The organism is Neorhizobium galegae (genome assembly GCF_017877135.1).
GTDB classification, from domain to species: Bacteria; Pseudomonadota; Alphaproteobacteria; order Rhizobiales; family Rhizobiaceae; genus Neorhizobium; species Neorhizobium galegae_A.
This window is the reverse complement of sequence record NZ_JAGIPH010000008.1, coordinates 15,871-39,324: the sequence shown is the minus strand read 5'-3', so window position 1 is coordinate 39,324 and position 23,454 is coordinate 15,871. Positions and strand designations below refer to the sequence as shown.

Here is a 23,454-nt window from a genome sequence, read left to right as displayed (position 1 = left end):
GCAAGCCCTGATGTCGAGTCTGATCATTCCCGCTGTGTTGAGCGGCCTGATGATGGGAGCAGTCTATGCGCTGGTCGCGCTTGGCCTGACCCTGATTTACGGCGTGCTCCACATCATCAATTTTGCCCATGGAAGCCTGCTGATGCTGGCGCTCTATGCCGCATACTTCCTTTGGTATCATCTCGGTATCGATCCATATCTCGCCATTCCGATCGTGCTGCCGGTCTTCTTTGCGCTGGGTTATGCCCTGCAGCGCGGGCTGATTGCTCCGATGAGCAGCGGCTCGGAGCAGAATGTCCTCCTCATCACGCTTGCGGTCTCGATGATCGTCGACAACCTCGCGCTCTATTTCTGGACGTCCAATACCCGCACGGCCGATATCGCCTATGCCTATGATACGGTGGAAGTGCTGGGCGCCTTCCTGCCGCTTGGCCGGGTCATCGCCTTTTGCGCGGCACTTGCCGTTGCACCGCTGCTCTGGTGCTTCATGGCCTATACGCGCACCGGCTCCGCCATCCGCGCCGTCGCCATCGAAAAGCGCGGTGCCGAACTGGTGGGGATCGACGTCAACCATACCTATGCCGTGTGTTTTGGTATCGGCACGGCCTGCGTGGCGCTTGCCGCCTGTCTGCTTCTGCCGACCTTCTACATCACGCCGCAGGTTGGCTACACCTTCGTGCTCGTTGCCTTCACCACCGTGGTTCTCGGCGGCATGGGCAGCCTGCCGGGCGCGCTGATTGCCGGCCTGCTTCTGGGGGTGATCGAGTCGCTGTGCGGCCTCTTCCTGGGCGAAAGCCTCGGGCAGATCGGCATCTTCCTCGCCTTCATCCTCATCCTTCTGTTTAAACCGTCAGGACTTCTGGGGAGAGCGCGCTGATGAAATCCCAATCCATCGGCCAGATTGCACTTGCCGCAGCGGCTGTCGCCTATCTCATCGGCGTCTACTTCGCCTCATCGCCCGTCTGGATGGGCTTTACCATCAATGCCCTGGTCATCGCCGTCATTGCCATGTCCTGGAACATAACCGGCGGCTTTGGCGGACTGTCGTCCTTCGGTCACGCCGCGCTTTTTGGCACGGGCGCCTATGCCTCTGCCGTCCTGCAGGTCAATTACGGGGTAAGTGCCTGGATCGGCTTTGCGGCCGGAATTCTCGCCGGTGCCGCCATGGGCGCCTTCATCGGCGCGCTTGCCTTTCGCTACGGTCTGCGCGGCTCCTACTTTGCCCTCGTGACGCTCGCCTTCGCCGAAGTGCTGCGCATCTGCGCCTCCTCCTTTGCCTTTACCGGTGGCGGCAGCGGCCTGCAATTGAAGCTCGCACCCGGCCTTGCCAACCTGCAGTTTGCCGACCGGACGGTCGTCTATACGGCCCTTCTGGTGGTCGTGGCCGCCGTGATGGCGCTGACGGCTCTCATCAAATATTCCCGCTTCGGCGCCTATCTGATTGCCGTGCGCGAAAACGAGGATGCGGCGCGTGCGCTCGGCATCGATACCTATCGCATCAAGGTGCAGGCCATGGCGATTTCCGGGGCGTTCGGCGGTCTGGCCGGCGTGCTCTACCTGCAGCTCTGGCTCTTTATCGACAGCACCGTCGTCTACGGCAGCGGGATTTCCATCGAGGCCCTGATCGGTCCGATCATCGGCGGCGCCGGCACGGTTTGGGGGCCGCTGCTCGGCACGCTCGGCCTGCACCTCTTGGGCGAGGGCGCCAAGCATCTGCTTCCCAACGCGCCGGGTCTCAACTTCGTGCTGTATGCGGTCGTGCTCATCTGCGCGCTGCGCTTCCTGCCGCAGGGGCTGGTGGGACTTGCCGGCAAAATCGGTGCCTCCAAGAAGAAGAAGGAGAGCGGGGATGCTTGAGGTTCGCAATCTCTCGAAAAGCTTCGGTGGCCTGAAGGCGGTGACGGATGCCACGCTCGATGTGGCGGAAGGCTCGATCGTCGGGCTTCTCGGACCAAACGGTGCCGGCAAGACGACCTGCTTCACGATGATTGCCGGCTTTACCAAGCCGGACGAAGGCTCCGTGCGCTTCAAAGGGCAGGATATCACCGGCCTTGCACCGCATCGCATCTGCGCGCTCGGCATGATCCGCACCTTCCAGATCGTGCAGCCCTTTGCCGGGTTGACGGTGCAGGAAAACATTGCGGTCGGCGCCTATCTGCATCATCACAACCGTCATGAGGCCATGTCGGTGGCGCGCGATGTCGGTAAGCGGCTGGGCATGGGCGGCATGCTCGACCGGCCCGCCTCGTCGCTGACGATTGCCGGGCGAAAGCGGCTGGAGCTTGCCCGCGCGCTTGCAACCGGCGCAAAGCTCCTGCTGCTCGACGAGGTCATGGCGGGGCTGATCCCCTCGGAGATTTCCGAGATCGTCGGCATCATTCGCCAGATCCGCGACGAGGGACACACCTTCCTGATGATCGAGCACGTGATGCAGGCCGTGATGAGCCTTGCAGAGACGGCCTATGTTTTGAACCAGGGCAAGATGATTGCCCACGGACCGCCGCGAGAGCTGGTACGGGATCCCTCCGTCGTGGAGGCCTATCTCGGTCACGGTGCGGCCACCCGCCTGCAGGAGGCACACCATGCTTGAGATTTCCGGCATCAAGGCAGGCTATGGCTCGATGGCCGTGCTGCAAGGCCTCGACATGCGCGTCGAGGCCGGTGAGATCGTGGCGCTCCTCGGCTCCAATGGTGTCGGCAAGACGACGCTCAACAATGTCATCTCCGGCTTCATCCGGCCAAGTGCCGGCAGCATATCCTTCAAGGGCGTGCCGCTTTCCGGCAAGAAGCCGCGCGATATTGTGGCGCTCGGTCTCGCGCATGTCCCGGAAGGCCGCAAGATTTTCCCGAACCTCTCGGTGGCCGAAAACCTGAAGCTTGGCGCCTTTCGCCGGGCCTCGGCCAACAGGGCGCGCAATTTCGACCATATCTGCACGATCTTTCCACGGCTGAAGGAGAGGCTGGGCCAGCTGGCCGGAACGCTCTCCGGCGGCGAGCAGCAGATGCTGGCGATTGGTCGCGGCATGATGTCGGAGCCGGACCTGATCATCCTCGACGAGCCGTCGCTCGGGCTTTCGCCGCTGATGGTCGAGGAAATGTTCAGCCTGATTACCAGGATCAATGGCGAAGGTGTGGCGGTGCTTTTGGTCGAGCAGAACGTCATGCAGTCGCTCACGGTTGCCAAGCGCGCCTATGTCATCGAGCAAGGACGGTTCGTGATGCAGGGGGAGGCGGCAGAATTGCTCGCCGATCCGCAGTTGCGTCAGGCCTATCTCGGAATGTGAACAGCGCTCCGGCCGTCCTCCGGCCGGAAGTGCCCGAATTTACGCAGAAACGGAGAATACGATGTCTCTTACCCGGACCCAACGCCTGCGACAGGCTCTCGCAGGTGAACGAGCCCTCATGGCTCCAGGCGTGGTTGACGCCATGTATGCGCGCCTCGTCGCGGAAGCCGGTTTCCAGGCCATGTACATGACCGGCGCCGGCACGTCTGCGACCCGTCTCGGCTATCCCGATGTCGGCCTGTTGACGATGACCGAAATGGTCGACAATGCCACGCGCATTGCCGATGCCTCCGACGTGCCGCTGATCGCCGATGCCGACAACGGCTTTGGCGGCCCCTTGAACGTGCGTCGCGCGATCCAGCTTTACGAACGCGGCGGCGTGGCAGCCGTGCATCTGGAAGATCAGGTTCTGCCGAAGCGTTGCGGCCATCTGGCCGGCAAGCAGCTGATTTCGGCGCAGGACATGGTGGCCAAGGTGAAGGCTGCGGTCGATGCCCGCATCGACGAGAATTTCGTCGTCATCGCCCGCACGGATGCGCTGGCCCTGCAGGGACGCAACGCCGCCTTCGACCGCGCCGAAATGTACCGTGAAGCCGGCGCGGACGTGATTTTCATCGAAAGCCCCGGTCCCGACGATCTGCCGCATATTGCACCGCGCTTTCCGGGGATCCCGTTGCTCTACAACATGGCGACATCCGGAAAGACGCCCTTCCTCACCCGCACGGAAATCGAGGCGCTGGGCTTCAAGCTCATCATCTATCCCAACTGGTTGCTGCTGTCGGCCTGCGAGGCGGCGCGCAAGACGCTGGACGTGCTGAAGACTGAGGAGACGATCGCTTCGATCGCGCCCAATGTCATGAATTTCAAGCAGTTCTTCGACATGGCCCGCATGCCGGAAATCCAGGAACTGGAAGCACGCTACGGCACACCGGAAGAAAATCGCACGACGTACTGAGTGCGCCTTAAAACGGCGCGCCGCTTTCTGTCTGGAGGAGAATGAACATGGCAGTACTTTCCGCTGACGGCGTCGAGTTCGATTTCGTGGTGCCGGTGGTCGTGGTGGGGGCAGGGGCCTGCGGTCTGGTGGCCGCCCTTGCCGCCCATGATGAGGGCCAGGAGGTGATTGTGCTGGAGCGGGACGAAAACCCGAGCGGCTCCACCTCGCTTTCGGCGGGGCTTATTCCCGCTCCCTGCACGCGGCTGCAGAAGGAGGCGGGCATCGACGACAGCCCGGAACTGTTTGCCCGGGATCTGGTGGCCAAGACCCATGATCACACGCCCTATGATCAGGCGCTTGCGGCCGCGAGGGCGGCGGGCCCGATGATCGACTGGCTGATGGAAAAGCATCAGATCGAGTTTGAACTGGTCACGGGTTTTCTCTACCCGGGCCATTCTCGCCTTCGCATGCACGGGCCGAAAAGCCGCACGGGCGCCGATCTGGAGCAAAACCTGCTGTCTGCCGTCTCCAATGCCGGGATCGATCTCATCACCGGTGCCTCCGTCGAGGATCTCTATGTGGATGGATCCGGCCAGGTGACCGGCGTGCGGTTCAAGCGGCCGGATGGCGCCCGGGAAATGCTCGGCTGCAAGGCGCTGGTTCTTGCCTGCTGCGGCTTTGCCGGCGATGCGGACATGGTGCGCCGGCATATTCCCGAGATTGCCGATGCGGAATGCTGCGGCCATCTCTCCAACACCGGAGACGCGATGAAATGGGGGGCTGCTCTGGGTGCGGGGCTGGCCGACATGGGCGCCTATCAGGGCCACGGGTCCGTTGCCCATCCGCACGGTCTTCCGCTGACCTGGGCCGTCATCACCAAGGGTGGCGTGCTGTTCAACATGGAAGGTAAGCGCTTCTCCAACGAGATGCGTGGCTATTCGGAGCATGCGGCGGAAGTGGCGGCGCAGCCCGCCCATGTCGCCTGGGATGTTTTCGGTCTGGCCGGCGAATACGCAGCCATGGGCTTCCACGACTACCGCGAACTTAGAAAGCTCGGCGTGGTGAAGTCTGCAGACAGCATCGAAGAACTAGCGGCCGTCACCGGGCTTCCCCTCGAGGTCATCGGGCAGGAACTGTCGGCCATCGAGCAGGCTGCAAAGACCGGTGAACCCGACCGCTTCGGCCGGTATTTCACCACCGAGGACATGCTGACGCCGCCTTACCGGGCGGTGAAGGTGAACGGCGCCCTGTTTCACACCCAGGGCGGACTGGTGATTGACGCCGAGGCGCGGGTCTTGCGCGAAGACGGAACGCCCTTGCCGAACCTGATGGCCGGGGGCGGTGCCGCGCGCGGTCTCTCCGGCCACTCCAACTATGGCTACCTGTCCGGCAATGGCCTTTTGAGCGCCACGGCCTTCGGCAGGCTTGCCGGCATCAGCGCGGCTCGTATTGCCGAGACGGCCGACTGACAGATCCACCACAGCACAAGCCCCCGGCGAAACAGGAGGAGCAGCAGATGAAGAAGGTTTTGGTCATCGTGCCATTTCCGATGGGAGAGGATGATCTCGCCCGCAGGCAGGCCCAGATGCAGGCCGTCGATCTCGGTCCCGGCATTGAATTTCACTACCGCCCGGTGCGGGTCGGCCCGAAAAACTACTCCAGCCAGCACGATATGGCGCTGGCGGATTTCTCCATTCTCGACGCCGGTCTCGATGCGGAAATACAGGGGTTCGATGCGGTCTGCATCGACACCATGTCGGATAGCGGCATGGCCATGCTGCGTTCCGTGCTGAAGATCCCCGTCATCGCGCCCGGTCGGCATTCCATGCTGGTGGCGCAGATGCTGGGCGAGAAGTTCTCCATCCTGATGATGTGGGACCGATGGAAGATGCTTTATACCAAGACGCTCGGCGAACTGGGCATGGAGCACAAATGCGCCTCTATGCGCTCGATCGGCGTGACGCCGGATAACAAGAGCCTGCTTTCCGGCAAGGAGGACGAGGTTTTCCCGCTGCTTCTTGAAGCCGCGCGCCGGTGTGTGGAGGAGGACGGAGCGCAGGTTCTGATCCTCGGCTCCACCACCATGCATGAGGCCCATGCCTGGCTGTCCGAGCGTATTGGCGTTCCGGTCATCAACCCCGGCCCGCTGACATACAAGTTGGCCTCCATCGCGCTCGACCTTGGCCTCACGCACAGCAAGACGACGTGGCCCGCGCCGCTGTCTCCCAAACACGAGATGATCCGCGCCATTGGCGCTGCGGGACAAGACTATCTGGAGGCAAGCCGATGACGCGCATTCTGGTGATCGTTCCCTTCGCGCTGGACGAGGAAGGCGTGCGCAATCGCGAGGCGCAGTCGCGCCATGTGCCGCTGCCGGCGGGCTGGCAACTGACCTATCGCCCGGTCACCTGCGGGCCGACCTCCTTCATGTCGCCGCATGACTGGGGGCTGATGGATCTCGCCATCTTCGAAGCCGGCTGCAAGGCAGAGGCCGAAGGCTTCGATGCGGTCTGCATCGACACCATGTCCGATAGCGGCATGGTCATGCTGCGGTCCGTGCTCTCCATTCCCGTCATTGGCGCCGGCAAGGCATCGATGCTCTATGCCCTGACGCTCGGTGCCCGTTTTTCCGTTCTGGCGCAATGGCAGCCGGCGCTTGCCCGCTACCGCAAGGCCATCCGCGAATACGGCTTTGACCGGCAATGCGCCTCGGTGCGCAGCTTCGACCAGCCGCCGGATTTTTCCAATCTTCTCGACGGCAAGGAAGACAGCGTCTTCCCGCGCATGCGCGACGTTGCCATGCGCTGCATCGAGGAAGACGGCGCAGACGTCATTTGCCTCGGCTCCACCACCATGCATCAGGCGGGCGAATATCTGGCGGCGAACCTGCCGGTTCCGGTCGTCAACCCCGGTCCGCTCACCTACAAGCTGGTGGAAACCTTCCTGGCGCTCGGCCTCACCCACGGCCGCGATGTCTATCCCGCCCCTGTGGAGCCGCGCCTCGACATGCTGAACGCCATGATGATGGCGGGAGCTGCAGCAGAACGCGCCGGAAAAGGTTGAGCGGCACGTTTACGCATCTGCGCCGGCTTACCGGTCGGCGCAGCTTTATCTCGCCATCCGGTGGTCTCGGCGGCGGGTTGGCGTGGGGTTCCTGGTCGGCCACTAGCTTCCGAGCGAAAAATCCTTGCCGTCTTCCCGCTTCAGCGAGACGCGGTATTCGTAGCGGTCTGCGCAGTAGAAGATTTCCGCCACGTAAAACGGCTTAAGATCCGCATTGAAGAAGACCCGGTTGACCAGCATCAGCGGCGCTCCCACCGGGATTTCCAGGTGCTTGGCTGCATAGTCGTCGGCAAGGGTTGCCGTCAGCGTCTGCTCCACCTGCTCGACGCTTGCGCCCGCCTGCTGCACGAGATCGATCATGTTGGTCGTCGCTAGATCCTGGCGCTTCAGCGTCTCACCGATCTCCGGGAGAAGGTAGGCGATGGAGAGCGAATAGGGGCGCTTGTCCAGAGAGCGGACCCGGACCGCCCGCACAAGCGGCGTTGTCGGGGCCACGCCCATTTGCGCGCAGATCCGCGGCGGGGCTTCCCCGAGATCGAGGCTCACGACCTTCAGCCGCGTGCTTTGGCCCACGGCATTCAGATAGCTGAACAGGCCATTGATATTGGAGACCACTGCGCGGTTGAACTGGTTTTCCCTGCTGCGATCATTGACGAAGGTGCCGCGTCCGCGCGTGCGCGTCACAAGGCCTTCCGCCGTCAGCATTTCCATGGCGCGCCGCACGGTAATACGGCTGACCGAAAAGCTTTCGGATAGCTCAGCCTCGCTCGGCACGGGCACATCGCTCGGATAGTAGCCTTTGGTAATGCGTTCCCGCATCACCGCATAGACGCGATGATAGAGCGGCGTTGGTGAAAAGCTTCCTGCCATTTAGAATGTGACCCTGGGCGAGAAGTAATTGGATGGTCCAATAGCGGAACTGCCGCCTGCGCAGAAAATGATCACGGTTGCCGTCCCTCAATCGGTCGCCTCAGCACCATCAAGGAGTCGTTACGGATAGTTTCGGCTTGCGTCATGCTGAACCCGCGCGGATGGTCAGCGCGCCACACAGGCACAATTTCCATGTTGAACGGGACCGGAAGGGGGCTGTCGATGCGGTCGCTGCCCGCCGCTGCGATCGTCCTCCCATTCGCTCCAGATACCGCCCACATGGCCCGCCGCCGTCTGCCTCAGTTGCAGCGACTACAATCTCACAGCCCGATACAGGCGGTCAATCCAAAGATCATAAGGTTATGTCTTTTATACCATTGGTATCCACGACGTTGCGTCGACATCAACGGTGCGCCTGCAGCCTGTGTAGACGACAAGGCAAGCATGGCGCCGGGGACAGCGGTCAACGCGTGCGCCAGGGTGAAGCAGTTCATGGAGTCTTTGAAGGACTGAACAGGTCGGACCATCCGGACACCCGATGCAGCAGGGCACGCTGCGCCGCACCTCTTCAGCCGACGAACTGGCGGGGCGTCTTCGTAACCGATCGTCTCCGTGGACATGCGTCCGGGGGAGCGATGTTCAAGGATGCCGGGGTTCTCTTTCGGTCGCCCCGGAAAGGCAGCGCGTGAGAGGCTGGTCCCAACCCCGCCGCGTCTCGACAATGCCATTGCCTCTCGATCCTGCCCTCTTGCGAAGCTGGAAGGGGAGGACCAGTCTCATGACGCAAATTTGCGATCGTGCAAGGTCCGCGGGAGTGCTCTAAAGATCCCCGCGGGTTCTACGCGACAAGTTGTGGACGGCTGCGGCGTGCGGGCTATGCCGTCACGTCGATTACCACGCGGCCGCGCACCTTGCCGTCGATGATATCCTGCGCCAGCTGCGGCAGCGCCGACATGGGTTCGACCCGGGTCATCTGCGCAAGCTTGCCGTGATCGAGAGTGTCTGCGAGCGTTTGCCAGGCGCGCTTGCGCTTGGCGATCGGAGCCATGACGGAATCGACGCCCAGAAGTGCGACGCTTCTGAGGATATGCGGCAGTACCGTGGCTGGCAGATCCGCCCCGCCGGCGAGGCCGCAGGCAGCAACGCCGCCGCCATAAACGGTCTGTGCCAGCACATTGGCAAGCGTGGTGGACCCGACGGAATCGACAGCTCCGGACCAGACTTCCTTCTGCAGCGGGCCTGCCTTTTCGGCAAGGCTCGATCGGTCGATGAAATTCGTGGCGCCAAGCGAGGCGAGATAGTCATGGGTTTCGGCTCGACCCGTCGAGGCCGTCACTGAATAGCCTTTCGCAGCCAGAAGGCTGATGGCGACGGAGCCCACGCCGCCCGCTGCACCGGTCACCAGAACCGGCAGGTCGGAACTTGCGATCATGCCCCAGTCCTCAAGCGCGTTGACGCAGAGTGCGGCGGTATAACCGGCCGTGCCGATCGCCATGGCCTGTTCCAGGGAGAAAGCTTCCGGCAGCGCGATCAGCCATTCGGACTTCAGGCGCTGGAAACGGCTATAGCCACCCCATTCGGTTTCCGACAGGCCATAGCCGTTGACGATGACCTTGTCGCCGGCCTTCCAGGCGGGCGAGCGCGATTCAACCACCGTACCGGCGAGATCGATGCCGGCGACCAGAGGCGTGCGGCGGGCGATGCGGCCCTTGCCGGAAATCGCCAGCCCATCCTTGTAGTTGAGCGTCGAGAAGGCGACTTCGACCAGGACATCGTGATCCGGCAGATCCGACACTGACAATTGCCTGAAAGCGCTCTTCGGCTTGCCGTCCACGGTGTCGATAACCATCGCTGTGAATGAACCGGTCATGCTGTCCCCTTGTATGATTTTATTGTGTGATTCGTTGGATGAAGCCCTGATTGTCTCAGGTCTTTTCGCGCTTGCCGCGGGCGTCCAGCGCTGCCGAGTAGCTGGTGCGCACGTAAGACAACAACTCTGAAAGTGCGGCGGTTGCAGCGCCTGCATCCCGGGCTCTTACGGCATCGATGATCTGCGTGTGGTATGCCACGACCTGACGGCGCTCGCGCACCCGGAAAACGATCATGTTGGTGATCGGAATAAAGGCTTCGATGACGGTGTACATCATCAGCTTCAGCGGGCCGTTGCCGCTGGAATCGATCAGCGCCCGGTGAAAACGCACGTCCGAGGCGCAGAATTCCTCGTCGCTGATCGACGCATCCTGCTGCACGAGGATCTCTGCGGCCATCGCCTGCAAGCCCTCTTCCTGGCGATTCTCGCAGGCCAGCCGGCAGCAGATGGTTTCCGTTTCCAGCCGCGCCGTCACGATCTCGTCGATATCGAAGGCGCCGACGCCCACCAGCAGCGTTGCAGCCCCGGTTATGGCCTTGGACAGGCCCTCGGGATCCGGCCGCTTGACGAAATTGCCGCCCTGCGGGCCGCGCCTCGAATGGATGAGGTTTTGCGCCGCCAGTCTCTTTAGGGCTTCGCGCACGGTCGGGCGCGAGATGCCGAAACTTCTTGCCAGATCATCCTCGGTCGGCAGGCGCTCGTCAATCTTCAGGCGCCCGTCCATGATGGCCGAGCGGATGTTCTCCGCCACCTGCTTGGCAATCCCCGATCGCACGACCTCATCATATCTCAGATTCATGGCGCCTCTTCCTTCGCTTGAACGCATTGATTGCATGGCTCGAGCAAGAAAGCCATTACCATTTAAATATAGGTTTGACAAATATTGGATTGGCGATAACCTGCCCGCAGATCCAGATAACCAGGGGAACAAAAATGGTGGGATCGCTGCACCGGGGCATCTTGTGCCCGAGAACCATCCATTGCACCGGCAGCCGTTCATGACGGCTTCAGTCGGCAGACTTGACGCGCTTGCTGCAGATCTTGCGCGCGTCCTCGATAGAAACGCCATCCTTGCCGGTGCGGCGGTGGGCGCGGCCTATTGCGGGGATGCCACCGACGAGCGGGGTGCGACGCCGGCCATGGTGTTTCGTCCGCGTAACACGGCAGAGGTTGCCGCTATTCTCTCGGCCTGCAATGCGGCCGGCCAGCCCGTGGTGGTTCAGGGTGGGCGCACCGGCCTGTCCGGCGGCGCGCGGCCCCAGGCGGGCGAAGTATCGCTGTCTCTGGAGCGCATGACATCCCTTTCTGCCGTCGATACGGCGGCCGGAACCCTCCTTGCCGAAGCGGGCGCCACGCTTCAGTCCGTGCAGGAGAAGGCTTGCCACCATGATCTGATGTTCGGCGTCGATATCGGCGCACGCGGAACGGCCACCATCGGTGGCAATATCGCCACCAATGCCGGCGGCATTCGTGTCTTGCGCTATGGCATGTCCCGCGCCCAGGTGCTGGGGCTTGAAGCGGTGCTGGCCGATGGAACGATCCTTTCCAATCTGAAGGGCCTGCCGAAAGACAATTCCGGCTACGATCTCGGCCACTGTTTCATCGGCACGGAAGGGACGCTGGGCGTGGTGACGCGGGCCTGCCTCAAGCTCCACCCGAAGCCGCGCGCGCAAGCCAATGCCTTTTGTGCTCTGCCGTCGCTTCAGGCGGCCATCCTCCTGTTGGAGCGTCTTCGCAGCCAGCTTGGTCCGCTTCTCTCGGCGTTCGAAGTGATCTTCCCGGACGTCTATGCCGGCGTGATCGCCCACTTGAGCGCTACGCCGCCGGTGCCCCTCGATGCCGGCATGTATGTGCTGGTCGAGATCCAGGGCCAGTCGGAAGCCGATGACGAGGCCCGGTTTGCCGAAGCCCTGATGGCAGCCTATGACGATGGCCTTTTAAGCGATGTGGCCGTCTCCACCTCCGCGCGCGACTATGCGGCGATCTGGGCTTTGCGCGAGGGGGCAAGCCAGTTCATCTTCAGCATGGATCACATGATCGGCTTCGATATCGGGCTGCCGATCCCGGTCATGCAGGCTTTCCTCGATGCGGCTTCGCAAGACGTGCTGAGCGCCGATCCGGGTGCTCAGTTCTATATCTTCGGCCATCTCGGGGATGGAAACCTGCATTACCTCATCCGCACCCGCGAGCACGCGCGCGTGGCGGATGCCGCCTTTGCCGCCGTTGCCCGTTATGGCGGAGCCGTTTCCGCCGAACACGGCATCGGCCTCGACAAGAAGCGTTGGCTCCCCTGGGTCAGAAAGCCTGGGGAAATGGCGGCCATGCGCCGTCTCAAATCAGCCTTCGACCCGCACAACATTCTCAATCCCGGCCGCATCTTCGATATGAAGCCTGCGGTAGCAGAGTACGTATAATGTCTGTCACGCGCGCCGCCCCCGCATCCGATCCCACGCCGTCCGAACGGGTTCCCGGGCTTGATGACCGCTACACGCTCGAGCGTGGCGCCATTCTCGTTTCCGGCACGCAGGCGCTTGTGCGCCTGCCGATGGTGCAGCGCCAGCGCGATCTGGCGCGCGGATTGAACACGGCCGGTTACGTATCGGGCTATCGCGGTTCGCCGCTGGCAAGCTTCGACCGGGAAATGGCCCGCGCCAAGCGCTATCTTGCCGAACACCACATTCGCTTCCAGCCGGGCCTCAACGAGGACATGGCCGCCACCGCCGTCTGGGGAACGCAACAGACCTCGCTGTTTCCCGGCGCCCGTTACGATGGCGTGTTTTCCATGTGGTATGGCAAGGGGCCGGGCGTCGATCGCACCATGGATGTCATCCGCCACGCCAATGCGGTCGGCACCAATGCCAAGGGCGGCGTGCTGCTCCTGGTGGGCGATGACCACGGCGCGGTGTCCTCCACCCTGCCGCACCAGAGCGAGCACAACCTGATCTCGGCCATGGTGCCGCTTCTGTCGCCCGCCGGCGTCGGCGAATATATCGATTACGGCCTGCTGGGCTGGGCCATGAGCCGCTATTCCGGCGCCTGGATCGGTTTCAAGTGCCAGACGGAAGTGGTGGAATGCACCGCCACCGTCACCCTTGACCCGGACGCTTCGACCATTGTTTACCCGACGGAAGCGGGCGGCTTTTCGCTGCGCTGGCCGGATGGTCCGCATGCCATGGAGCGGCGGCTGGAAAACAAGATAGAGGGCGTGCATGCCTTTGCACGCGCCAATGCCATCGATCGCTCGCCCTGGACCATCCCGGCGGGCAAGGCACGGCTCGGCATCGTCTCCACGGGCAAGTCCTGGCTTGATCTGAAGGGCGCGCTCTTGAGCCTTGGCATCGATGAGCAGCGGGCGCTCTCGCTCGGCATCCGGCTTTACAAGGTGGGCCTTGTCTGGCCCCTCGAACCGGAAGGGCTGTCGCGGTTTGCGTCGGGCGTGGAGCAATTGCTGGTGGTCGAGGAAAAGCGGCCGATCATCGAGGACCAGATCAAATCCCTGCTGTTCAACATGGCAGCCGACCAGCGACCGCGCGTCTTCGGCAAGACCGGCATCAACGGCCGGCCCCTGCTGCCGGCAGCCGGCGAGATCGACGCGGTATCGGTGGCCGGTGCGATCCTGTCGCTTCTTGAGGACCGCGATCCTGGCTTGGCCGCCCGGGCCAGCGACATCGAAGCCGCCCTTGCGTCAAGCGCGATCGAGACCCCGGCGCTGAAGCGCGATCCCTATTTCTGTTCCGGCTGTCCGCACAGTGTCTCGACCCGCCTGCCGGAAGGAAGCCGCGCTTCCACCGGCATCGGCTGTCACATGATGGTGGTCGGGCTCGAGGAGCGTAATACCTCGACATTCACCCAGATGGGCGGTGAGGGCGGCGCCTGGATCGGCCTGTCGCAGTTCACCGACGAAAAGCATATTTTCGTCAACATGGGTGACGGCACCTATTTCCATTCCGGCGTTCTTGCCATCCGCGCGGCGATCGCCGCCAAGGTCAACGCCACCTACAAGATCCTCTACAACGACGCCGTGGCGATGACCGGTGGCCAGAAGCACGATGGCGAGGTCACGGTTCCGGGCATTGTCGGCCAGATGCTGGCGGAAGGTGCCGCCCGTGTCGCCGTTGTCGCCGAACGCCCGGAAGTCTGGCAGGGCAACCTGCCCAAGGGGGTGAGCGTCAATCACCGCGACGAACTGGACGACGTGCAGCGGCAGCTGCGCGAGATCGAGGGCGTCACCGTCCTCATCTACGACCAGGTCTGTGCCGCGGAAAAGCGCCGCCGTCGCAAGCGCGGCGCCCTTGCCGTCTCCGACAAGCGGGCCTTCATCAACGAGCTGGTCTGCGAGGGTTGCGGCGATTGTTCCGCCGTGTCGAACTGCATATCTGTCGAGCCGCAGGAAACCGAGTTCGGCCGCAAGCGCCGCATCAACCAGTCGAGCTGCAACACGGATCTTTCCTGCATCAAGGGGTTCTGCCCGAGCTTCGTGACCATCGAAGGCGGGGCGATCCGCAAGCCGGCGCCCAAGGCGGCCAAGGTCTCGTTCGATGACCTGCCTTTGCCGATGATGCGGACCCTCTCGGAGCGCCCTTACAACATGCTCCTGGCTGGCATCGGCGGCACCGGCGTCATCACCGTCAGCGCCATCCTGTCGATGGCAGCGCATCTCGACGGCCTTGCGGTCCAGACGCTGGACCAGACGGGGCTGGCGCAGAAGAACGGCGCGGTGGTGTCCCATCTTCGTGTCGCCAAAAATCCGCAGCACATTTCCTCGATCCGCATCGGGTCGGGCGAAAGCGATCTGGTGCTGGGCTTCGACATCGTGGTTTCTGCGGCAAAAAGCGCGCTTCAGACCTTCAAGGCGGGCCGCACGCAGGCTGTCCTCGACAACCACTTTGCCCCGACAGCCTCGTTTGTGCAGAACACCGCGCTCGATTTTCGCCAGGAAGCGACGCTCAACGCCTTGCGCAAGGCTGCCGGTCCCGATGCGGTCAATCTGGTCGCCGCCACCAAGCTCGGACTGGCCCTGATGGGCGATGCGATTGCCGCCAACATGTTCCTGCTTGGCCACGCCTTTCAGCGCGGCCTGGTGCCGATCTCGCTTGAGGCAATCCTCACCGCCATTGATCTCAACGGCACCGGGGTTGCCATGAACCGGGCGGCTTTCGGCTGGGGCCGCCGCTCCGCGATTGATCCGGATGCCGTCAACGCGGCGGCCGGTGTCGGAACGGTGGAGGAAAAGCCGGCGGAAACCCTTGAGGATATCGTCGCACGGCGGGTCGACTTCCTCACGTCTTACCAGAGCGCCGCCTATGCGCGCCGTTACCGCCGTCTGGTGGAGACCGCTCGCTCCGCAGCCTCCGAGCTGGACGGGGGAGAGGCCTTTGCAGAGGCGGTGGCGCGCAATGCCTTCAAGCTCATGGCCTATAAGGACGAGTATGAGGTTGCCCGCCTGCACCGTGACCGGAGCTTTCAGGACAAGATCGCCGCGCAGTTCGAGGGCGATTTTTCGGTGAAGCACCATCTCGCGCCACCGCTGTTTTCCCGCAGGATCGACAAGCGCACCGGCAATCCGGCAAAGATCGCCATTCCAGGCAAGCTGATCTTGCCGGCCTTTGCCGCGCTCGAAAAGATGAAGGTGCTTCGCGGGACGCCCCTCGATGTCTTTGGCTATACGCAAGAGCGCCGCACCGAGCGCCGGCTGGTGGCCGACTATTTTAGCCTGATCGACGGGCTTGCGGCATCGCTGTCGCAGGCCACGATCGAGCATGCCACCGCACTTGCCGGCCTGCCCGACCAGATCCGTGGCTTCGGCCCGGTCAAGATGGCAGCGATCGCAAGGTTCGAGAAGAGCAAGGCCGACCTTCTGGCAAAGCCAGCCATTTCCGCAGACACGCCCACAGACATGACCGCAAGAAGGAAGACCGTATGAGCACGACCGCCCCGTTCGAAACCATCCTCTACGAGAAGGACGGCACGGACAAGTTCGCGACGATCACCCTCAATCGCCCCGATAAACTCAACGCCATGAACAAGACGACGGTGCGCGAGATCGACCGGGCCGTTGCCATGGCGGTCGCCGATCCGGACGTCAATGCCCTCGTCATCACCGGTGCCGGGCGGGCCTTCTCTTCCGGCTACGATCTCCAGGGCGCCGATTACGATGTCGATATCGAATCCTGGCAGGCGGATATGACCGAGAACGCCCAGGCGCTTCTCAATATCTGGAAGGCGCCGATCCCGGTCATCGCCTCCATCAACGGCTATGCGCTGGCCGGTGCGCTGGAACTGATGATGTCCTGCGATCTGGCGATCGCGGCCGATAATGCGAAGTTCGGCGAACCGGAAGTACGGCATAACTCCGGTCCGCCGGCGCTGTTCATGCCGTGGCTGCTTTCGACGCGCGACACGCGCTGGCTGATGTACACGGGCGATCTGGTGGACGCCGAAGAAGCGCTGCGCATGCATCTGATCAACAAGATCGTGCCGGCAGACCAGCTGAAGGAAAAGACCGAGAACCTCGCGCGCAAGCTGGCCCGCATGCCGGTTCCGGCTATCAAGTTCGCCAAGGCCTCCATCAACAACCAGCAGGTTGCCGCGGGCCTTTACACGTCCTTCGACTACAACGTCCACGCCATTGCCGCTCTGCACGTCAGCACCAAGGGCCAGGAATGGATGCGCAATCTGCAGAAGATGTCGCTCAAGGAATATCTCGAATTCCGCGACGCGCCCTTCAAGGGGCTTGATTGATCCCACCCTTCGAAGCGACGGGCAGAACAGAACGAAAAGGGCAGACCCATGCAGACAGCGTCAACGACCACCGCAGAGGCGATCCCCGTGATCGATATTGCGCCTTTCATCGCAGGCGCCGAGGGCAGCGATTCCGTCGTGAAGGCGATCGAGGCGGCATGCCGCGAAACCGGCTTTTTTCTCGTCACCGGTCATGGCGTGTCCAAAGAGGTGACGGCTAAGCTTTATGACCTCGCCCGTGCCTTCTTCGATGAGCCGGAGGAATGGAAAAAGCAGCAGGGTCGCGGCACGGCGCTTGAAGGGGGCGTGTCGTTTTCGCCGATCGCCGACGAGGCGCTGAGCGCCACACTCGGCATCAAGACGCCGGGCGACTACAAGGAAAGCCTGAATTTCGGTCACCGGCTCGGCGGCGACACATGGCCTTCCACACCGCCCGGACTGCAGGCCGCCTTTCATGCCTATTTCGCCGAGATGGAAGCGCTGTCACGGCACCTGCGCCGGGCGTTCTGCCAGGCAATCGGGCTTGCGCCGGATTATTTCGAGCCGGCGTTTGAAAACCATCTGTCTGCCTTGCGGGTGATCAACTATCCCGAACAGAGCGAGAGCCCGCTTCCCGGCCAGCTGCGCGCCGGCGTGCACACGGATTATGGTTTCATGACCATTCTGCGCTCGGAAGCCTCTCCCGGCGGGCTTCAGGTGCGCAACCGCGCCGGCGAATGGTTGGACGCGCCCAACATCGAAGGCGCCTATGTCGTCAATATTGCCGATGCCTTCATGCGCTGGTCGAATGACGAGTGGGTGTCGACACCGCACCGGGTCGCCAATCCGCCCGGCGCCTTCAAGGGCACGACGCGCCGCCAGTCGATCCCGTTCTTTCTCAATCCCTCGCGCGACACCGTGATCGAATGCCTGCCGCCGTTCGCGGCCAAGGCCGCACCGCGCTATGAGCCCATCACTTATGGAGATTACATCGCGCTGAAGACCAGCCAGGCCTTCAGCAAGCCATCCTGACGACGGAAGCGAAAGATCGCCCGTCGCCCATTGCACCGACCCATGACACCGCAACGATAAGGGGAACTGAAATGATGACCATGAACAGACGGCATGTTCTTGCCGGAATGGGCGGCTTTGCCGCTGCCGGCCTGATGGGCATGCCCACCCGTGCCGAAGGCAAGACGCTTGTTGTGCCGACACTTGGCGGCGCGTGGGAGCAATTCTGGCGCACGACGCTTGCGCCGGCCTTCACCGCCAAGAGCGGTGCGGCCGTTACGCTGGACGCCGGCAATGGCCGCGTGTGGAGCGCCAATCTGCGCGCGGCAGGCGTCAAGAACCCGCCCTATTCCATCCTGATGACCAACGAGGCTTTTGCGTCAAGCCTTCGCAAGGAAGGGTTTTTCGAGAAGCTCGACCTGACCAAACTGTCGAACTACAATGATCTCTATCCGCTGGCCAAGAAGACCGATGGTTGGGGCGCGGTCGCCATGGTGTCGCCCATCGGGCTCGCCTACCGCACCGACATGGTGAAGACGCCACCGAAAAGCTGGAAGGATCTTTGGGACAATCCGGAATTCAAGGGACGCATCGGTCTTTACAACTTTGCCAACACGGCCGGCAAAATGGAACTGATGCTTGCGTCCAAGATCTTCGGCAAGGACCAGTACGATATCGATGCCGGCTTCAAGGCGCTTGAGAAGCTCGGTCCCGTCATCCAGGCCGATTTCAACCTGTCGACCGGCATTGCGTCTGGCGAATTTGTCGTGGCTCCCTTCGATTTCGGCGAAGTCGCACGCCTTCGCGCGCAAGGCCTGCCGATCGATGTCGTGGTGCCGGAAGAAGGTCTGATCATGTTCGACCAGACGCTGAACATCCTGGCCAACGGGCCGGAAAAGGAACTGGCTTATGAATATGCCAACTTCCTCTTGTCTCCCGAAGGCCAGCTGCCGCTGATGAAGCAGTTCTTCGTGTCGCCCACCAATTCCAAGGTGATCGTGCCCGAGGAGCTGAAGAAGGACGTGCCGATTTCCGGCGCTATGATGGACAAGGTTCTAACCTGGGACTGGAACTTCATGAACGAGAAGCAGGCGGCCTTTGCCGAGACCTGGGCAAAGGTCATGCGCTGATCGCCGGCGTTAACCGGAACCACCCTGGTCGGGCCGCGCAGCAGCGGCCCGACATCCCGGCATAGGCACGCGCAACACCATCGCGGGCAGAATTTGGAAGATCGATCATGACAGAGGTGAGCATTGAAGGGCTGACCAAGGACTATGGAAGCTCTCTGGCGGTCAACGGAATTTCCGTCAAAATTGCCGATGGCGAGTTCATCTCCCTGCTCGGCCCCTCCGGTTGCGGCAAGACGACGACGCTGAAGATGATTGCCGGCTTTGAGGAGGCAACGGCCGGAGCCATCCGCTTCGACGGTCAGGATGTGGTCAACGTGCCCGCCGAAAAGCGCGACATCGGCATGGTGTTCCAGAACTATGCGCTGTTTCCCCATATGACCGTGGCGCAAAACCTGGCCTTCGGCCTGGAAATGCGACGCGTCTCCCGATCCGACATTGCCACGCGCACGGCCCGCGTCCTCGAGATGGTGCAGCTGTCGGGTTACGCGGACCGCTACCCGCGCCAGCTTTCCGGTGGTCAACAACAGCGCGTGGCGCTTGCCCGCGCGCTGGTGATCGAGCCGCGTATCCTGCTTCTCGACGAGCCGCTTGCCAATCTCGATGCCAAGCTGCGCGAGGAAATGCGCGTGTTCATCCGCGACCTGCAAAAGCGCGTCGGCATTACCACCGTCTACGTGACGCATGATCAGGCCGAGGCCATGACCATGTCCGACCGGGTTGTCGTGATGTTCGGCGGGCGCATTGCCCAGCACGGCGCGCCGGCGGATATCTATGAACGTCCCGTCACCCGCGAGGTGGCGCAGTTCGTTGGCCAGGTCAACATTCTGGAGGGCCGGGTCGTCTCCGCCGCTGCCGACGATCGCATGGCAGTCGAAACGGTTCTCGGTCAGTTTGCGGTTCGCGGCATCCCGGCGGCTGCGAGCGGAACCGTCACGCTTGCCCTGCGTCCCGAAGCCGTCGAGCTTGCCGGCCCGGGCACTGACGGCACGCAGGCCACCGTCTCTGCCAGCTATTATTCGGGAAGCCTGGTTGATTATCGCCTGACGCTGGACAATGGCCAGACGATCAATGTGCAGACCTTTCCCCGCAATCGCTGGAGCGCCGGAGACCGCGTCACGATCAAGGTCGATGGTGACCGCTTCTGGCCACTTGGGGCGTCCGCATGACGATCAGCGCCCGCTCCGCAAAACCGTTCCTGCTGATTGCACCGGCCGCCGTGCTGCTCGGCGTCTTTCTGGTGCTGCCCTATATCAATATCGGCATCATGAGTTTCCGCAATCCGGGCAACGGCTCCCCTTATGCTCCGGGCTTTACCACCGGCAATTATCTGCGGCTGTTTTCCGACAGTTTCTATCTGGTGCAGGTCGGCAATACGCTGATGATCGGCGCCATCACGACGCTTGCCTGCCTCGTTCTCGGTTTTCCCGTGGCCTGGCAGCTTGCCAGAAGCCAGATGCGGTTTCGCGGCCTCGCCTACGGGCTCGTGTTGTCGCCGCTTCTCGTCGGCATCGTGATCCGCAGCTATGGCTGGACGATCCTTCTCGGCAACAATGGCATGATCAACCGCACGCTGATCAACATGGGGCTGATCGATCGGCCGCTTGCCCTCATGTATAATTCGTTGGGCATCGTGATTGCGCTCGTCCATGTCTTCCTGCCGTTCATGATCCTGCCGCTGATGAGCGCCATTCAGGGCATCGATCCCTCCATCGAGGCGGCGGCCCGTTCGCTCGGCGCCGGCCGGGTCACGGCGTTCCGGCGCATCGTGCTGCCGCTTGCCATGCCTGGCATCCAGGCCGGCTGCATCCTGGTTTTCGTCCTGTCGCTCAGCGCTTATGTGACACCCTCGCTGATTGGCGGCCTCAGGGTGAAGACGATGGCCGTCAGCGTCGTCGATGCCCTCATCGACACGTTCCAGTGGCCGTTCGGTTCGGCCATGGCCTTGCTGCTGTCGCTGACGGGCGCGCTCGTCGTGCTGATCTTTGCCCGCCTCACGCGCATGAAATGGAAGGCGAACTGATGTCGAAACCCCTGCTGACGGGCTACTGCCTGATCATTTACGCCTTTCTCCTCCTGCCGATCCTCGTCGTCGTCGGCGCGTCGTTCAATGCCGGCGCATTCCTGACATTCCCGCCGCAGGGCCTGTCCTTCCGGTGGTATGTCGTGTTCTTCAACAATGACGTCTTCATGCGGGCCATCCGGACATCGCTGTGGGTGGCTGCCGTGTCGACGATCATTTCGGGCGTCATCGGCACCATGGCGGCGATGTTTTATATCCAGCATTCCGGTCGCTGGAAGGAAAGCGTCCGGCTTGCCATGCTGCTGCCGCTGCTCCTGCCGGAAGTTTTGACCGCCATATCGCTGCTGTTCTTCGTCTATTCGATCGGCATCGGCACGAAAACGATTGCCGCGATGATCATTGGCCATGTGCTGATCACGCTGCCTTTCGTGTTCATCAATGTCTCGGCGGCGATGGAATCCTATGACCCCTCCTGGAGCCTTGCGGCAAGAAGCCTCGGGGCCGGTCCGTTCACGCGCTTTCGCCGGATCATGCTGCCGCTGATCAAGCCCGGCGTCATCGGCGGCTGCCTGTTCGCCTTCATCATCTCCTTCGATATCTTCACGATCTCCTTCATGCTGAAGAATATCGGCACGGCCACCCTGCCTATCCAGCTTTACGATTATCTGCGCACCAACTTCACGCCGGAGGCGGCAGCCGTCTCGACGGTGTCGATCGTTCTGACGCTTGCCGTCGTGATCATCTCGGAAAAGGTCTTGGGCCTAAGAATCCACAGGTTCTGATCGGCTGAAATCGTGCCCGCTGTCCGGCCGCCATGTGCGGGTGGACAGCCTCCATCATCTCCTGACGGGCCGGCCGCTTGCTGCGACCGGCCCGTCTTCGTAAAAAATTAAAACCAGCTATTTACAGCTAACATGTCAGTGCGCTATCAACAATCAACCATGTTGGAGGAGCCGCACACGTGACACAGAAATTTGGCCTTTCGGCCGCCCTGACCACCCCATTCACGCCAGACGGTGCGGTTGATGTCGATGCCCTGATCCCGCACGCCCGCCGCTGCCTTTCGAACGGCTGCAACAGCGTGACCCTGTTCGGCACCACGGGCGAAGGCTGCTCGGTCGGCAGCCGTGAACGCCAGGACATCCTTTCTGCGTTTATCGAGGCCGGAATTGCACCCTCCGATATCGTTGTCGGCGTGCTGGTGGATTCCGTCGAGGATGCCGCAGACCAGGCGGCGCAGGCGCTGTCCGCCGGCGTGCGCAACATTCTGCTCGCCCCGCCGTCCTACTTCAAGAATGTCAGCGATGACGGGCTGTTTGCCTGGTTCTCGGCGGTCTTTGCCAAGATCGGTGCCGGCGCGCGCGATATCCTCGTCTATAACATCCCGTCCGTTACCATGGTGGCGCTGTCGGTGGAACTCGTCGGGCGCCTGCGAAAGGCCTTCCCGGGCATCGTGACCGGCGTCAAGGATTCCGGTGGGACCTGGACCTATACCGAGCGTCTGCTGAAGGAGCATGGCGACCTCGTCATCCTCATTGGTGACGAGCGCGATCTCGCCCGCGGCGTGCGGCTTGGCGGGCAGGGGGCGATCTCCGGCGTGGCCAATTTCCTCACGCAGGATGTGCGCGCCATGGCCGTCGAAGGACGCGACGACAAGCGGGTCGAGGATCTTGTTGTGGAGCTTTTGAAATTTCCGGTAACGCCTGCCGTCAAGGTGCTGCTATCCCATACGACGGGAGAAGCCGTATGGCGTGACGTGCGCGCGCCGCTGGTTTCGCTTTCCGCGGAAGATCAAAGCCGGATCGAAGGGGCCTTCGACAGGCTGTTTCACCAGAAGGCGGCCTGAGGTCGCCTGGGAGAGAGGGAGCATGGACGAGACGGGCGAGCAGACAAGCCTTCGGGAGCGTGCGTATGAAAGCTTTACGCAGCATCTTCTGTTGCGCGATGTTCGCCCCGGCCAGTTCATCTCCCAACGCCGCCTCGTCGAGTTGACGGGCCTGCCACTCGGCGCAATCCGCGAGGCAATCCCGCGGCTCGAGGCGGACGGGCTGATCAAGACCGTGCCGCAGAGAGGCCTTCAGGTTGCCCATATCGACCTCAATCTCATCCGCGAGGCCTTTCAGTTCCGCATGTTCCTGGAAAAGGAAGCGCTGGCGCTGTTTACCCTCTCGGTGTCGGATGAGGAAATTGCCAAACTGCTGAAGGATCACCGCGATATCGCCGAAGCGGCTGCCAGCGGCAAGGTGTCACCGGAACTCGACGAACATGCCCAGGCGGTCGACTGGGGTATGCATGACGCCTTCATCGACCGGCTCGGCAATTCGATCATCTCGAACGCCTACCGGGTCAATTCGATCAAGATGCGCCTCATCAACCAGGAGCGTTTCCGCATTGCCGGCCACGTGGCCTCGGTAATGAAGGAACACCTGGCCATTCTCGAAGCCGTCGAGCGACGCTCGGTGGAAGAGGCCGTGGAACGGCTGTCGGCCCATATCCGCAATGCGAGGGACAGGGCGCTGGCCGTATAGGAAACAAAGCCGGGGGAGGAG

The 23,454-nt window shown here is 62.4% G+C and carries 20 protein-coding genes and 2 pseudogenes; 19 read left to right on the top strand and 3 right to left on the bottom strand.

The window, feature by feature from the left end:
* The first annotated feature begins 10 nt into the window (after positions 1 to 10).
* The 9 genes and pseudogenes from J2858_RS19860 to J2858_RS19825 all read left to right on the top strand — a co-directional run bounded on the left by J2858_RS19860 (position 11) and on the right by J2858_RS19825 (position 7,284).
* Entirely contained in the window at positions 11 to 877 is an 867-nt protein-coding gene (locus J2858_RS19860) for a branched-chain amino acid ABC transporter permease (RefSeq protein ID WP_210106603.1), read from the top strand.
* Complete coding sequence (locus J2858_RS19855) at positions 877 to 1,857, top strand: branched-chain amino acid ABC transporter permease (RefSeq protein WP_210106602.1); 981 nt, start codon at positions 877 to 879, stop codon at positions 1,855 to 1,857. The genes J2858_RS19860 and J2858_RS19855 overlap by 1 nt, the downstream gene beginning before the upstream one ends.
* A pseudogene (locus tag J2858_RS24365) lies at positions 1,751 to 2,323 on the top strand (ABC transporter ATP-binding protein); the annotation flags it as partial. The gene J2858_RS19855 and the pseudogene J2858_RS24365, both read left to right, overlap by 107 nt.
* A gap of 93 nt (positions 2,324 to 2,416) precedes the next feature.
* Positions 2,417 to 2,590: pseudogene (locus J2858_RS24360) on the top strand (ABC transporter ATP-binding protein); the annotation flags it as partial.
* Positions 2,583 to 3,284 carry an ABC transporter ATP-binding protein gene (locus J2858_RS19845; protein ID WP_210106600.1) on the top strand — a complete coding sequence of 234 codons (702 nt, stop codon included), beginning with the start codon at positions 2,583 to 2,585 and terminating at the stop codon, positions 3,282 to 3,284. The pseudogene J2858_RS24360 and the gene J2858_RS19845, both read left to right, overlap by 8 nt.
* 61 nt (positions 3,285 to 3,345) lie before the next feature.
* Positions 3,346 to 4,239 carry an isocitrate lyase/PEP mutase family protein gene (locus J2858_RS19840; protein WP_281067751.1) on the top strand — a complete coding sequence of 298 codons (894 nt, stop codon included), beginning with the start codon at positions 3,346 to 3,348 and terminating at the stop codon, positions 4,237 to 4,239.
* Between the two features lie 47 nt (positions 4,240 to 4,286).
* Complete coding sequence (locus J2858_RS19835) at positions 4,287 to 5,690, top strand: FAD-dependent oxidoreductase (protein WP_210106598.1); 1,404 nt, start codon at positions 4,287 to 4,289, stop codon at positions 5,688 to 5,690.
* A gap of 47 nt (positions 5,691 to 5,737) precedes the next feature.
* Positions 5,738 to 6,511 carry an aspartate/glutamate racemase family protein gene (locus J2858_RS19830; protein WP_210106597.1) on the top strand — a complete coding sequence of 258 codons (774 nt, stop codon included), beginning with the start codon at positions 5,738 to 5,740 and terminating at the stop codon, positions 6,509 to 6,511.
* A complete protein-coding gene (locus J2858_RS19825; RefSeq protein WP_210106596.1) occupies positions 6,508 to 7,284 on the top strand; it encodes an aspartate/glutamate racemase family protein in 777 nt (258 codons plus the stop codon). The genes J2858_RS19830 and J2858_RS19825 overlap by 4 nt, the downstream gene beginning before the upstream one ends.
* Positions 7,285 to 7,386: 102 nt before the next feature.
* Here the strand turns inward: J2858_RS19825 and J2858_RS19820 are convergent, their stop codons facing one another.
* The 3 genes from J2858_RS19820 to J2858_RS19810 form a co-directional block, all read right to left on the bottom strand.
* Positions 7,387 to 8,154 (bottom strand): GntR family transcriptional regulator, encoded by a 768-nt coding sequence (locus tag J2858_RS19820; RefSeq protein ID WP_210106595.1) that lies wholly within the window; start codon positions 8,152 to 8,154, stop codon positions 7,387 to 7,389.
* 874 nt (positions 8,155 to 9,028) lie between these two features.
* The gene (locus J2858_RS19815) at positions 9,029 to 10,024 is read right to left on the bottom strand and encodes an MDR family oxidoreductase (RefSeq protein ID WP_210106594.1); all 996 of its coding nucleotides are present in this window, start codon (positions 10,022 to 10,024) and stop codon (positions 9,029 to 9,031) included.
* A gap of 55 nt (positions 10,025 to 10,079) precedes the next feature.
* Positions 10,080 to 10,823 carry a FadR/GntR family transcriptional regulator gene (locus tag J2858_RS19810; RefSeq protein WP_210106593.1) on the bottom strand — a complete coding sequence of 248 codons (744 nt, stop codon included), beginning with the start codon at positions 10,821 to 10,823 and terminating at the stop codon, positions 10,080 to 10,082.
* Between the two features lie 199 nt (positions 10,824 to 11,022).
* On the opposite strand from J2858_RS19810, the gene J2858_RS19805 reads away from it, so the two are divergent.
* From J2858_RS19805 to J2858_RS19760, 10 genes are all read left to right on the top strand, one after another.
* Positions 11,023 to 12,438 carry an FAD-binding oxidoreductase gene (locus tag J2858_RS19805; protein WP_210106592.1) on the top strand — a complete coding sequence of 472 codons (1,416 nt, stop codon included), beginning with the start codon at positions 11,023 to 11,025 and terminating at the stop codon, positions 12,436 to 12,438.
* The gene (locus J2858_RS19800) at positions 12,438 to 15,947 is read left to right on the top strand and encodes an indolepyruvate ferredoxin oxidoreductase family protein (RefSeq protein WP_210106591.1); all 3,510 of its coding nucleotides are present in this window, start codon (positions 12,438 to 12,440) and stop codon (positions 15,945 to 15,947) included. The genes J2858_RS19805 and J2858_RS19800 overlap by 1 nt, the downstream gene beginning before the upstream one ends.
* Positions 15,944 to 16,765, top strand: a complete 822-nt coding sequence (locus J2858_RS19795) for an enoyl-CoA hydratase/isomerase family protein (protein WP_210106590.1) — start codon at positions 15,944 to 15,946, stop codon at positions 16,763 to 16,765. Before J2858_RS19800 ends, J2858_RS19795 begins: the two co-directional genes overlap by 4 nt.
* 48 nt (positions 16,766 to 16,813) lie before the next feature.
* Entirely contained in the window at positions 16,814 to 17,776 is a 963-nt protein-coding gene (locus tag J2858_RS19790) for an isopenicillin N synthase family dioxygenase (RefSeq protein ID WP_210106589.1), read from the top strand.
* Positions 17,777 to 17,847: 71 nt separating this feature from the next.
* Positions 17,848 to 18,885 (top strand): ABC transporter substrate-binding protein, encoded by a 1,038-nt coding sequence (locus tag J2858_RS19785; RefSeq protein WP_210106588.1) that lies wholly within the window; start codon positions 17,848 to 17,850, stop codon positions 18,883 to 18,885.
* A gap of 107 nt (positions 18,886 to 18,992) precedes the next feature.
* Positions 18,993 to 20,051: an ABC transporter ATP-binding protein gene (locus J2858_RS19780; RefSeq protein WP_210106587.1), complete on the top strand. Its 1,059-nt coding sequence runs from the start codon at positions 18,993 to 18,995 to the stop codon at positions 20,049 to 20,051.
* Complete coding sequence (locus J2858_RS19775; RefSeq protein WP_210106586.1) at positions 20,048 to 20,905, top strand: ABC transporter permease; 858 nt, start codon at positions 20,048 to 20,050, stop codon at positions 20,903 to 20,905. Before J2858_RS19780 ends, J2858_RS19775 begins: the two co-directional genes overlap by 4 nt.
* A complete protein-coding gene (locus J2858_RS19770) occupies positions 20,905 to 21,687 on the top strand; it encodes an ABC transporter permease (protein WP_245366821.1) in 783 nt (260 codons plus the stop codon). The genes J2858_RS19775 and J2858_RS19770 overlap by 1 nt, the downstream gene beginning before the upstream one ends.
* Positions 21,688 to 21,866: 179 nt before the next feature.
* Positions 21,867 to 22,751 carry a dihydrodipicolinate synthase family protein gene (locus J2858_RS19765; RefSeq protein WP_210106584.1) on the top strand — a complete coding sequence of 295 codons (885 nt, stop codon included), beginning with the start codon at positions 21,867 to 21,869 and terminating at the stop codon, positions 22,749 to 22,751.
* 22 nt (positions 22,752 to 22,773) lie between these two features.
* Entirely contained in the window at positions 22,774 to 23,433 is a 660-nt protein-coding gene (locus J2858_RS19760; RefSeq protein WP_210106583.1) for a GntR family transcriptional regulator, read from the top strand.
* Positions 23,434 to 23,454: the final 21 nt, after the last annotated feature.